This is a genomic window from Bacteroides sp. QWL-09 (assembly GCF_058683585.1).
The window spans coordinates 3,094,105-3,106,252 of sequence record NZ_CM178748.1; the positions used below are offsets into that span (position 1 = coordinate 3,094,105).

The following is a 12,148-nucleotide window of genomic DNA, read 5'->3' on the forward strand; positions in this document are numbered from 1 at the left end:
TTTTAATTTTCGATGAATGTAATGAATGAGTTTGAATAAGGTTTATCGAAGCGTACCTAACGACTTTTGTAGGTAAAGCTCGGTCAACTTAACGTCGATTTGCGCATCGATCTTTTCCGACTGAGCTGAAAGCCAAACGGTTTGTGCTTCCAAAACATTGCTCGTAGCAATGACGCCTTCTTTAAAGCCTAGAGTGGCATAACGTAGATTCTCGTCCGCCTTTTCCATGTTTTTGGTCGACATGGTGAGCTTTTTCATCGCTTCTTTGACTTTGAATGAGGCTTGGTTGACTTGCAGTTCTACTTTTTCTCTCACATCTGCCAGACGATATTCTGCCATGCGAGCTTCTGCCTTTGCAGCTTTTACTTTATAGTTTCCTTCACCCCAATGCCAGATTGGAACTTGTAAAACGACACCGACATTCCACATGCCTTTGAATTTATTCTCAAATCCGTTGAACATCGAAGGGTTCGTCATCATATAGTTGCCAACCAAAGCCAATGATGGGAGGTGTTCAGCGCGTGTGACATTCACCTTCTGATGATAGATCTGTGTCGCTAATTGCAAACTTTTGATTTCGGGACGATTGGCATAAGCTGTAGCCATATCGAAGCCGTTATCTATCGCTGCGAGAGGAAGCTGATCCATGTTTTCGTCAGCCAAAGTGATGGGTAAGCTGAGGTCGATTCCACAAATCTGGCAAAGTAACATCTTAGCTAGGCTTAACCCATCTTCTACCTTAGTGAGGGTCATCTCGGCCTCGTTAACCTTTACTCTCACCGACAATCCATCGGCTTTTGTGGCTACTCCTTCGGCAATCATCTTCTCCACATCGTTATCCAACTGTTGCAACAGTTTCAGATAGCCTTCGGCCAATTTCTTTTTGGAAGCCAATGAAACGACTTGCCAGTAGGCCTGATCAGTGCTTAAGATGACCTCTTGCAACCCATTATGATGTTGCTGACGGGCCAACTCTTCGGCATATTTGGTGATTTTGTTGTAAGCTCTGATTTTTCCTCCCATGTAGAGCGGTTGGGTCAAAGTTAGCGTACCGGCGTATACGTTGCGGGTGTCTGTGCGGAACGCGTCGACGATGGAACTGCCCATTTGGTTCATACCGGGAACCATAGCGCCGACTGCTCCTCCGAGTGAAGAGATGAGGGGAGCAAGTTCCGGGTGTTGTTGTACGATGGCTGTAGCCGCTTGTTGTACGCTACCGCCAATGGTAGTGCCTAATCCCGAAAGAGCAGCTTTCTGGTCGTTGTTGAGTATCGAAAGTTCTTTCTGATTTCTCATATACGTTCCCGTTGCCGAAATATTAGGCAGGTAGTTCGTAAAGGCAGCTTTGCGTTCATAGCGTGCCGCTGTGATTTTCTCATTGCTGATGAGCAATTCCTTATTGTTGGCAAGTGCTAATGCACGGCAACTATCTAAGCTTAAAACATTTTGTGCTTTTGTTGAAAAGTTTAGGCTTAAAAGAAGGATTAGAACGAACAATTTTTTCATTGCATCTTGCATATTGATAGGATTATAATATTGATTTTTTAATCTCTGGTTCAACGGATTTATTTTTCCTTTTTTAGAAGTTTATTTCCTCTGTTGATTTTGTAAATGATTGCATAAACAACGATGCAAAATTAAGCCCTTTCTTCGAAAGCGCAAAGTCTTTTTGTTTTTTTAAGTTCTTCTTTTCACTCGCTTTCTTTGGCATAGGCTGTTCCTGCTCTTTTTTCGAACCTTGTTAATACTGATCTAGGGTTATCGGGCTCCAGTAACTTAATAATCACCTTCTCCTGAAGTTGTTTTTTCGATAATGATCTGTCACCTGTCACAGATCGATTGTAAGTGTTTGATATTCAAGTTTAATCGTGCGTTGCAGATCGGTTGCAGATCGGTGCAAGATCAATGATCTATCACCTTATCGACCTGTGTTTCTCTGACAATGGCCAAGGTCTTCTATCATTTATTCAAAGGGCGGATTTCTGTTTTCAAGCGGTGAAACTCCAAATTCTACAGCTTGCCCTTTTAGTTTCCTCTTTTGGAAAAATATTTTCAAACTTTGAAACTAAAAGTTTGTCCGTTTGAAAATTCTGTTTCGTTAGGATGAAACTAGAGATTCGTCAGGATGAAACTTTTTGCTTCTCGCGTGAATCTCGAAAAATAACGTCGGCGGACTGACTTTTGCTGATTACGTCGTGCTTTTGACGGGTTTGCGTAGGCCGTTTTTTATTCTCTTAGTTTGAAAAGAGAGCCTATTTTATTTTTCTTATCCTGATATTCTAGACAACTTTGATCTTTTATCTCTGAAAATCTGGGTAGTTCATTTTTTGTTACACTAAATAGGTTTACGCCATTAGATTTTCAGACCTGAAATGGTCGGCCTTTTAAAGCCAAACCGTTATTAGGTTTGTAAATCTATAAAATAGTCCGGATTTGAAGTGGGTTTTCTCTTATAAATCTGTCTTTTCCGACATTTTTCCTGTCTTTCGTCTTGTTGGTGCACACAACTTGGCGTTTGCAGATTTATATTTTTGCAGATCTATATTTAGGTGTGATTGCTTCTCACAGTAAAAGACGATCAATCGCCCAATTCTATCTTAGACTTCTTTGGACTATGCCCGGAGATTTTAGAAGCGTTGAAGTGATCGTTGCTCAACGTTCTTATGTATAAAGAAAAAGGAGGATGAGTCGTATTCTGACTCATCCTCCCTTTGAATGTTTATAGCGTATAACGCAAATTAAAGTGCGCCTACTTCTTTCAATGCAGCGTTAGTACCGTGAACAGCTTTTGCGCTAGCAGCGAATTTAGCTTTTTCGTCAGCGTTCAATTCTAGTTCAACGATCTTCTCGATACCGTTCTTGCCTAAGATTACAGGAACACCGATGCAAAGATCTGATTCACCGTATTCACCTTCTAAGAATACTGAACATGGGATCATCTTCTTTTGGTCGTGTAGGATAGATTCAACAACATATGCTGCTGCTGCACCTGGTGCGTACCATGCTGATGTACCTAATAATTTAGTTAATGTAGCACCACCTACCATCGTGTCTGCTGCTACTTTTTCTAATGCTTCAGCAGAAAGGATGCTGCTTACAGGAATACCTTTGTATGTAGCCAAACGAGTTAAAGGAATCATAGTGGTATCACCGTGACCACCGATAACCATACCTTCTACTTCATTAGCATTGCAGTTTAAGGCTTGTGACAAGAAATATTTGAAACGTGAGCTGTCTAATGCACCACCCATACCGATGATACGGTTCTTTGGTAAACCTAGGGCTTTGAATGACAAATAAGCCATAGTGTCCATTGGGTTAGATACCACTACGATGATCGCGTTTGGAGAATATTTTAAGATGTTCTCAGCTACTGATTTAACAATACCTGCGTTTACGCCGATCAATTCTTCACGAGTCATACCCGGTTTACGTGGAATACCTGAAGTGATCACAACAACGTCAGAGTTTGCAGTTTGAGCATAGTCGTTTGTACAGCCTACCATGGTTGTGTCGAATCCCAACAATTGAGCAGTCTGCATCATATCCATTGCTTTACCTTCTGATACGCCTTCTTTAACATCGAGCATAACTACTTGATCTGCTACTTCGTTGAAAGCAAGAACATTTGCACATGTAGCACCTACGTTACCTGCGCCTACTACGGTTACTTTTGACATAATACTTATATTTTAAAAAAGTTGATAATTACTTTAGTCTTTTTCTTCCGACAAAAGTACAACGATAATCCGTATTAAAGAAATTTTTCCATAATAATTTTCGTTAAAGAAAAGAGCTTTAAAAGCCGCTTTTTCAGATTTGTTAAAACATCGATAGAACTTTTGCTTTTCTTTAAGAAGCAATCGTGAATGACTTCGGATTAAAATGCTTACTTTTGCGGCGTTTATTTTATATACTTAAATCAAATGAATAAGAAAAATCTACTGATAGTATCTGTTGCGGTATTGGTGATTGCCATGATTGGGGTAACTTTTCTGCTCTATTCTGAAAAGAAAGCGAATCGGGAGTTGGTGAAGGAATTTCAACTGGATAAAGAGGATTTGGAAAATGAGTATTCCCGTTTCTCGCAACAATATGATGAGTTGAAAATGACGGTATCGAACGACTCTTTAGCTAATTTGCTTGAACAGGAACAGGTGAAAACGCAACGCCTTTTGGAAGAGTTACGTACGGTGAAAAGTACCAATGCATCCGAAATCAGACGTCTGAAGAAGGAATTGTCGACGTTGAGAAAGATCATGGTGGGGTATATTAACCAAATTGACTCGCTCAATCGGTTGACGACCAAGCAGAAACAGGTGATCGCTGAGGTGACTGAGAAATATAATACGGCTTCTCAACGCATTAATACGCTGGCTGAAGAAAAGAAGAACTTAAATAAAAAGGTAACACTTGCTGCTCAGCTTGATGCCACTAATGTTTGGGTTGAACCTCGTACGAAACGGGGAAAGAAAGCTAAACGAGTTAAGGACGTGGTGAAGTTGGCTGTTGGATTTACGATTGCAAAAAACGTAACGGCTGAAGCGGGCGAACGTATTGTATATATTTGTATCGCGAAACCGGATAATGATATTTTGACTAAGGGGACGTCGCAGACGTTCAGCTACGAAAACCGTACGCTGCCTTATTCTATAAAGAAGTATATCGACTATAATGGTGAAGAACAGAATGTAAATGTGTTCTGGGATGTCGAGGAGTTTCTTTATGCCGGAAATTATCGATTGGACATTTTTGCCGACGGTAATTTGATTGGTTCACAGCGGTTCACGCTGGAATAAGACCATCGTATTGTTAATTAATAAATATTGGTATAGAAGCCGACCGCTAACATTGGATTAGTGGTCGGTTTTTAGTTTGTGCCTATTTGTTTCGTCCGTCAATGCCCCACATCATCTTATTACGCAAGAGATCGAAAAAGGTGTGGGTGGACTGTTTAATGACTTTTACGGTATGGGGAGCACGACGAATCGTGAGGCGCGTGCCTTCTTTGCAGGTCTCATTGCGCCCGTCAATAGCAACAAGGAAATTGTGACTGCGACTTTCAACATCGAGTGTGATTTCCCAATCATCGCGAATGACGATTGGACGAACGTTGAGGCTGTGCGGGGCTACCGGCGTGATGGCTATGGTATTGGTGTGTGGAGCCATGATGGGGCCTCCAACACTTAGTGAATAGGCGGTCGAACCGGTAGGGGTTGAGATTACTAATCCGTCGGCTTGATAGGTGTTGAGATAAGTGTGGTTGATCGTGGTGTGTATACTGATCATTGAAGCACAATCTCGTTTGAGGATGGCAACCTCGTTTAGGGCGTAGGGTGAGGACTGCATGTCGTGATCTTCGCAAGTGAGCTGAAGCATGCTTCGCTCTTCGATGCAGTATTTCCCTGAATAGATTTCATTGATGGCATTCTCCATCTCGTCGGCCGAAGCATCGGTCAGGAACCCTAATCGTCCGGTGTTGATTCCTAGGATCGGGAGACCTTTCGGAGCCACGCGGCTGGCGGTTTTTAAAAAGGTGCCATCTCCCCCCAAACTGATAATGATATCGGCTTTAAAGTCGTCGCCTTCGAAAAGCGTGATATTGGGTTGAGAATGAGTTGGATCTATTTGTTGTGTATTGTAAAACTCCCGACAAATGAGAATCTCTGCTCCTTTTTGTTCTAACAAATCAAGAAGAGCCTCGACCAAACCGGCTTTCTGTGGTTGAAATGTATTTCCGAATATCGCAAACTTCATAAGCTTTGATGTTGATTGTTTTGCAAATTTGGCATTTTTTTCTTGTTTTCCTAGTTTAAATAACCAAAAAAGAAGGTAGAATGCCTTTCTTATTATTAGGCAGCTAATAATAATATTCGTATTTTTGTGGCAAATATTGCATAAAGTTATGACAAAATTAAGTGTAAACATCAATAAAGTAGCTACGCTCAGAAATGCACGTGGAGGGAATGTTCCTAATGTGGTTAATGTGGCTCTTGATTGTGAAAAATTTGGTGCTGACGGTATTACGGTCCATCCTCGTCCGGATGAACGTCATATCCGCCGGAAAGATGTGTATGATTTACGTCCGTTGTTGAGAACTGAATTTAATATAGAGGGGTATCCTTCGCCTGAATTTATTGATTTGGTATTAAAGGTTAAACCGCATCAGGTGACTTTGGTTCCGGATGATCCGTCTCAGATTACGTCTAATGCCGGTTGGAATACCAAGGAAAATTTAGAATTCTTGACTGAGGTGCTTGACGGATTTAGTAGTGTGGGCATTCGCACATCGGTGTTTGTTGCCGCTGATCCTGAAATGGTGGAGTATGCGGCTAAGGCCGGTGCCGATCGTGTGGAACTCTATACCGAACCTTATGCGACTAATTTCCCGAAAAATCCTGAAGAAGCGATCGCTCCTTTTGTTGAGGCTGCTAAAGTGGCACGTAAACTTGGACTGGGGCTGAATGCCGGACACGACTTGAGTTTAGAGAATTTAAATTATTTATACACGAATATTCCATGGTTGGATGAGGTTTCTATCGGACATGCGTTGATCAGTGAGGCATTGTATTTGGGATTGGAACGTACGATTCAGGAATATAAAAACTGCCTTCGCTAATGAATTCTATGATTTTGTTTGCTCAAGGAGCAATGAGTGTGGCCGATTCACTGGCTACATCGAACCCGGTCTTGACTCCGGTGAGTACCCCTGAAATGAATATGTTTGACATGGCAATGAAGGGGGGATGGATTATGATCCTTCTGGGTGCGCTTTTAGCCGCTTGCTTTTATATTTTGTTCGAGCGTTATTATGTCATCCGCAAGGCGGGTAAGGAAGATCCGATGTTTATGGATAAAATTAAAGATTATATTCATAGCGGAGAGATCAAGGCAGCGATTATTTACTGTCGCTCGATGAATACACCATCGGCACGTATGATTGAAAAGGGAATCAGCCGACTTGGGCGTCCAATTAATGATGTGCAGGTGGCTATTGAGAATGTCGGAAATCTAGAGGTTGCAAAACTCGAGAAGGGACTGGCTGTCATGGCGACTATCGCCGGAGGTGCGCCGATGTTGGGATTCTTGGGTACCGTGACGGGTATGGTCAGTGCGTTTTACGAAATGGCTAACGCCGGTAGTGGAAATGTGGATATCACTTTATTGTCTGGCGGTATCTATGAAGCGATGATTACAACTGTTGGTGGTTTGATCGTCGGTATTATTGCGATGTTTGCTTATAATTATTTGGTGATGTTGGTCGACCGGGTAATTAATAAGATGGAGTCGCGTACCATGGAATTTATGGATCTCTTGAACGAACCGGCGAAATAACGTTCGTGTTTTGATCATCGTTTGTAGTAACTAATTTATAGCGTATAGGCTATCAGTGGATTATTATGGCATTAAAAAGAAGAACTAAAATATCACCGAACTTCAGCATGGCTTCAATGACGGATGTCATCTTCCTGTTATTGATTTTCTTTATGATTACGTCGACTGCGGTTTCGCCCAATGCGATCAAAGTGCTTTTGCCTCAGGGTAAGCAGCAGACGTCGGCTAAACCGCTGACTCGGGTGATTATTGATAAAGATTTAAACCTCTTTGCGGCTTTTGGTAATGAGAAAGAACGGACGTTGGACTTTGAGGAACTGACTCCTTTTCTGCAGAGTTGTGCTCAGAAAGAACCTGAGATGTTTGTGGCTCTTTATGCCGATGAATCGGTACCCTACAGAGAGATCGTTCGCATATTGAATATCGCGAATGAAAATCATTTTAAAATGGTGTTGGCGACTCGCCCGCCGGAAAAGAGGAAGTAAATGGATAACGAAAAGAAAGGAAAGATAATCGGTGCGGTGGGTACACTCTTGGTGTGTCTGGCGGTGATTGTCCTTTTAATTCTGATCACCATTCAAACGCCGATTAAGGAGGAGCTTGGTGGCATACCGGTTATTATGGGTAATGTGGATGCGGCCAATGGACTGGATGATCCCTCGTTGGTGGATGTGGACGTGATGACGGAACCGGAGGTCGCGGCTAATGCGGAGCCGGAGACTGTGAGTGAGCAGGACTTGATGACTCAGAAGGATGAAGAGACTGTAGCGCTTAAACCGAAAGCTGAAAAAGAAAAGAAAATAATTAAGACGAAAGAAATAAAGAAACCTCAGAAGAGCGCTGAGGAGAAAGCGGCCGAAGCGAAACGTTTGCAGGAGGCTAAAGAGGAACAAGCTCGTAAGGAAGCTGCAGAGGCTGCTAAACAACGAGTGGCCGGTGCTTTTGGAAAAGGTGCTCAGATGGGAGGAAATAAAGGAACGGCTACTAGCGGACAAGGCGTTGAGGGCAGTCGTGACGGAAATTCGTCGACTGGCGCGAAAAGTGGATCGCCCGGCTATGGAACATTTGATCTTGGCGGACGTTCTATAGGGAATGGGGGGTTGCCTAGACCGGCCTATAATGTGCAAGAGGAGGGCCGCGTTGTGGTTACAATCACAGTCAGCCCTTCCGGAGAGGTGATCGCGACGAGTATTAATCGGAAAACCAATACGGTGAGTCCTGCTTTGCGTAAAGCGGCTGAAGATGCTGCTAAGCGTGCTCGATTTAATTCGGTGCAGGGGGTGAATAACCAAGTTGGAACGATTACTTATTATTTTAAACTGAGATAATTGTTCCTTATTAGATAAAGGAATTCATCTCGTTATCTAGAACTGATTTTATAATTATTCGGAAAATTGCAAATCTCAATAGCTCGTTGCTGATAGAGATTTTATATTTATTTTTTTGCTTATGGAAACTGTATATGCTTTTTTTGCCGATGGCTTCGAAGAAATTGAAGCGTTTACCGTAGTCGACACCTTGAGACGTGCCGGGTTAAATGTAAAGATTGTATCTGTTACACCGGACGAAATTGTGGTGGGGGCACACGATGTATCTGTGCTATGCGATGTGAACTTTGAAAATTGTGATTTTCAAGATGCGTCGTTGTTGTTCTTGCCTGGAGGAATGCCTGGAGCCGCAACACTCGATGCTCATGAAGGCTTACGCCGAGAATTAGTGCATTTTGCCGGACAGCAAAAACCAATTGCAGCTATTTGTGCTGCCCCGATGGTTTTGGGTAAGTTAGGTCTGTTGGAGGGTCGAAAAGCAACTTGTTATCCGGGCTTTGAACAGTATCTTAAAGGTGCCGATTGCGTGGATACCGATGTGGTTGTCGACGGAAACTATCTGACAGGACGTGCACCCGGAGCTGCGATGGAGTTGTCCTTGAATATTGTACAGCTGCTTTGCGGTGAAGAAAAAGTAAACGAATTGGTGGATGCCATGTGCATCACTCGATAACTCGGATATGAATCGGTATGCCTTGATTGTGGCCGGGGGGCAAGGAATGCGGATGGGCAGTGAAGTGCCTAAACAGTTTCTGTTGCTCGGTGGAAAACCTGTGCTTTTGCGAACACTGGAGCGGTTTCGTGATTATGACCAACAACTAAAAATCGTATTGGTCTTGCCTTCTGATCAACGGAGCTATTGGAGTGAGTTGTGTGAGAAGTATCATTGTCAAGTGGAACATGTGGTTGCTGATGGAGGGGAATCTCGCTTTCATTCGGTACGCAATGGCTTGGCTTTGATCGATGGGGAAGGGGTTGTTGCTATTCATGATGGAGTTCGCCCGTTTGTTTCTTTGGATGTTATTCAGCGGTGTTTTGAACAGGCGACTGAGAATAGAGCCGTGATACCTGTTGTGAGGATTGTGGATACCGTTCGAGAACTGACGGAGCTGGGTAGTCGTACGGTAGATCGGTCGCAGTATCGATTGGTGCAGACCCCACAAACATTCGACTTAAAATTGATTAAGCAGGCTTATCGGCAGGCTTTTGATCCTCGTTTTACTGATGATGCCTCTGTTGTTGAAGCTTTGGGAGAACAGATTACCTTAATAGAAGGAAACCGCGAAAACATAAAGATCACAACACCGTTCGACTTGAAGATCGGTAATGCTTTGCTGTAATGTTCGATTTATCGACTAGAGATATCAAATATATTTCCGGCGTTGGACCCCAAAGAGCGGGCGTATTAAATAAGGAGTTAGAAATCTTTTCGGTACACGATTTGATGTTCTATTTCCCTTATAAATATGTTGATCGGAGTCGCATCTATTCCATTCGTGAATTAGATGGAAATATGCCGTATATCCAATTGAAGGGGAAGATTATAGGTTTCGAGACTTTTGGTGAGGGGCGGCAGAAACGTTTGGTCGCTCATTTTTCTGATGGCACGGGAGTGGTAGACTTGGTCTGGTTTCAAGGTAGTAAATTTGTGTTGGGTAAATATAAACTGCATGAGGACTATATTGTTTTTGGCAAACCAACGGTGTTTAATGGCCGAATCAATGTGGCTCATCCTGATGTGGACTTGCCAAGTGAACTCAATCTTTCTTCTTTAGGATTACAGCCTTATTATAATACGACTGAGAAAATGAAGCGTCATTTTCTGAATTCTCATGCGTTGGAGAAGATCATATCAACCGTGATTCGTCAATTGAATGAACCTTTAGAGGAGACTTTACCGCAGACGCTGATCGAGCGTTATCATTTGATGTCGTTGACCGATGCGATTATAAATATTCATTTTCCGGATCATCCGGAGGTGCTTCGCCGCGCTCAGTATCGCCTTAAATTTGAGGAACTTTTTTATATACAGCTAAATATTCTTCGCTATAGTAAAGATCGACAACGGAAATTTCGTGGATATGTATTCGAAAGAGTTGGCGATTATTTTAATCGGTTTTATGCCGAAAAACTACCGTTTGCATTGACTAATGCTCAAAAGCGGGTATTAAAGGAAATTCGTAATGATGTGGGCTCCGGACGACAAATGAATCGGTTGCTGCAAGGTGATGTAGGAAGTGGTAAGACGCTGGTGGCATTAATGAGCATGTTATTGGCTTTGGATAATAGTTATCAAGCTTGTTTAATGGCTCCCACAGAGATTCTGGCCAATCAACATTATGAAACAATTAAAGGTTTTGTCGAGGGACTGGATATTCGTGTTGAATTGTTGACCGGATCGATCAAGGGAAAGAAAAGAGAGGTGATCTTGAACGGATTGATAACTGGAGAGGTACAGATTTTAATCGGCACTCATGCTGTCATTGAGGATACCGTTAGTTTTCATTCTTTAGGTTTGGTGGTGATTGACGAGCAACATCGTTTTGGGGTGGCACAACGAGCGCAGTTGTGGAAGAAAAACGCGCAGCCTCCGCATGTGTTGGTGATGACGGCAACTCCTATTCCTCGTACTTTAGCGATGACACTTTATGGTGATCTGGAGGTCTCGATTATTGATGAGCTGCCTCCGGGGAGAAAACCGATTACGACCATTCATCGATTCGATGCACATAAAGAGAGTATCTATAAATTTGTCCGTCAGGAACTAGATAAAGGACGTCAGGCTTATATTGTTTATCCCCTGATTCAAGAGAGTGAGAAGATCGACTTAAAGAATCTAGAGGATGGATTCTTACAAATATGTGAAGCGTTTCCTCAATGTTCTGTCTGCAAAGTACATGGTAAAATGAAAGCTGCTGAGAAGGATCTCGAAATGCAGCGTTTTGTGAGTGGGGAAGCCCAAATCATGGTTGCGACAACAGTTATTGAGGTTGGGGTGAATGTACCTAATGCTTCTGTGATGATTATCGAGAATGCTGAGCGGTTTGGCTTATCTCAATTGCATCAGTTGCGTGGTCGTGTCGGACGTGGAGCGGATCAATCTTATTGTCTTTTAGTGACAAATTATAAATTGTCGGAGGAGACGCGGAAGCGCATTGAGATTATGGTGCGTACAAATGATGGTTTCGAAATCGCTGAAGCTGACTTGAAATTGAGAGGGCCGGGTGATTTGGAGGGGACTCAACAAAGTGGGGTCGCTTTTGATTTGAAGATTGCCGATTTGGCAAGAGATGGTCAATTGTTGCAATATGTGCGTGGAATAGCACAAGATATTGTGGAAGATGATCCAAATGGCGAACGTCCTGAAAATGCGATTTTGTGGAAACAGCTTCAGATACTTCGAAAGGCCAAGATGAATTGGGGAGCCATTAGTTGAAAAAGTTTTAATCTGAGGTTTATTTCTGTTAATGTGTTTTATAACATGT

At 42.7% G+C, this 12,148-nt stretch carries 11 protein-coding genes; 8 read left to right on the forward strand and 3 right to left on the reverse strand.

Annotated features, from left to right (window positions below; genetic code table 11):
• Positions 1-42: 42 nt before the first annotated feature.
• Positions 43-1,506, reverse strand: a complete 1,464-nt coding sequence (locus AC4PG5_RS12400) for a TolC family protein (protein WP_492029172.1) — start codon at positions 1,504-1,506, stop codon at positions 43-45.
• 1,232 nt (positions 1,507-2,738) lie between these two features.
• On the reverse strand, positions 2,739-3,680 hold the full coding sequence (gene mdh, locus AC4PG5_RS12405) for a malate dehydrogenase (protein WP_492029173.1): 942 nt from the start codon (positions 3,678-3,680) through the stop codon (positions 2,739-2,741).
• Between the two features lie 246 nt (positions 3,681-3,926).
• On the opposite strand from mdh, the gene AC4PG5_RS12410 reads away from it, so the two are divergent.
• Positions 3,927-4,799, forward strand: coding sequence for a DUF8429 coiled-coil domain-containing protein (locus AC4PG5_RS12410; RefSeq protein WP_492029174.1), 873 nt, complete (start codon positions 3,927-3,929; stop codon positions 4,797-4,799).
• Positions 4,800-4,881: 82 nt separating this feature from the next.
• Here AC4PG5_RS12410 and AC4PG5_RS12415 read toward each other — a convergent pair whose 3' ends face one another.
• Positions 4,882-5,757 carry an NAD kinase gene (locus AC4PG5_RS12415; RefSeq protein ID WP_492029175.1) on the reverse strand — a complete coding sequence of 292 codons (876 nt, stop codon included), beginning with the start codon at positions 5,755-5,757 and terminating at the stop codon, positions 4,882-4,884.
• A gap of 148 nt (positions 5,758-5,905) precedes the next feature.
• Here AC4PG5_RS12415 and AC4PG5_RS12420 point away from each other — a divergent pair, with 148 nt between their 5' ends.
• From AC4PG5_RS12420 to recG, 7 genes are all read left to right on the forward strand, one after another.
• A complete protein-coding gene (locus AC4PG5_RS12420; RefSeq protein ID WP_492029176.1) occupies positions 5,906-6,619 on the forward strand; it encodes a pyridoxine 5'-phosphate synthase in 714 nt (237 codons plus the stop codon).
• Positions 6,619-7,335 carry a MotA/TolQ/ExbB proton channel family protein gene (locus AC4PG5_RS12425; RefSeq protein ID WP_492029177.1) on the forward strand — a complete coding sequence of 239 codons (717 nt, stop codon included), beginning with the start codon at positions 6,619-6,621 and terminating at the stop codon, positions 7,333-7,335. Before AC4PG5_RS12420 ends, AC4PG5_RS12425 begins: the two co-directional genes overlap by 1 nt.
• A 65-nt stretch (positions 7,336-7,400) precedes the next feature.
• A complete protein-coding gene (locus AC4PG5_RS12430; RefSeq protein ID WP_492029178.1) occupies positions 7,401-7,820 on the forward strand; it encodes an ExbD/TolR family protein in 420 nt (139 codons plus the stop codon).
• Entirely contained in the window at positions 7,821-8,663 is an 843-nt protein-coding gene (locus AC4PG5_RS12435; RefSeq protein WP_492029179.1) for an energy transducer TonB family protein, read from the forward strand.
• A gap of 121 nt (positions 8,664-8,784) precedes the next feature.
• Positions 8,785-9,336: a DJ-1 family glyoxalase III gene (locus AC4PG5_RS12440; protein WP_492029180.1), complete on the forward strand. Its 552-nt coding sequence runs from the start codon at positions 8,785-8,787 to the stop codon at positions 9,334-9,336.
• Between the two features lie 7 nt (positions 9,337-9,343).
• Positions 9,344-10,003 carry a 2-C-methyl-D-erythritol 4-phosphate cytidylyltransferase gene (locus AC4PG5_RS12445; RefSeq protein ID WP_492030759.1) on the forward strand — a complete coding sequence of 220 codons (660 nt, stop codon included), beginning with the start codon at positions 9,344-9,346 and terminating at the stop codon, positions 10,001-10,003.
• Positions 10,003-12,099, forward strand: a complete 2,097-nt coding sequence (recG, locus tag AC4PG5_RS12450; RefSeq protein ID WP_492029181.1) for an ATP-dependent DNA helicase RecG — start codon at positions 10,003-10,005, stop codon at positions 12,097-12,099. The genes AC4PG5_RS12445 and recG overlap by 1 nt, the downstream gene beginning before the upstream one ends.
• Positions 12,100-12,148: the final 49 nt, after the last annotated feature.

Coding starts and splice junctions, on each gene's coding strand:
- AC4PG5_RS12415 (WP_492029175.1), bottom strand. CDS start 5,757: ATGAAGTTTGCGATATTCGGAAATACATTTCAACCACAGAAAGCCGGT.
- mdh (WP_492029173.1), bottom strand. CDS start 3,680: ATGTCAAAAGTAACCGTAGTAGGCGCAGGTAACGTAGGTGCTACATGT.
- AC4PG5_RS12400 (WP_492029172.1), bottom strand. CDS start 1,506: ATGAAAAAATTGTTCGTTCTAATCCTTCTTTTAAGCCTAAACTTTTCA.
- AC4PG5_RS12435 (WP_492029179.1), top strand. CDS start 7,821: ATGGATAACGAAAAGAAAGGAAAGATAATCGGTGCGGTGGGTACACTC.
- AC4PG5_RS12420 (WP_492029176.1), top strand. CDS start 5,906: ATGACAAAATTAAGTGTAAACATCAATAAAGTAGCTACGCTCAGAAAT.
- AC4PG5_RS12445 (WP_492030759.1), top strand. CDS start 9,344: ATGAATCGGTATGCCTTGATTGTGGCCGGGGGGCAAGGAATGCGGATG.
- AC4PG5_RS12430 (WP_492029178.1), top strand. CDS start 7,401: ATGGCATTAAAAAGAAGAACTAAAATATCACCGAACTTCAGCATGGCT.
- AC4PG5_RS12410 (WP_492029174.1), top strand. CDS start 3,927: ATGAATAAGAAAAATCTACTGATAGTATCTGTTGCGGTATTGGTGATT.
- recG (WP_492029181.1), top strand. CDS start 10,003: ATGTTCGATTTATCGACTAGAGATATCAAATATATTTCCGGCGTTGGA.
- AC4PG5_RS12425 (WP_492029177.1), top strand. CDS start 6,619: ATGAATTCTATGATTTTGTTTGCTCAAGGAGCAATGAGTGTGGCCGAT.
- AC4PG5_RS12440 (WP_492029180.1), top strand. CDS start 8,785: ATGGAAACTGTATATGCTTTTTTTGCCGATGGCTTCGAAGAAATTGAA.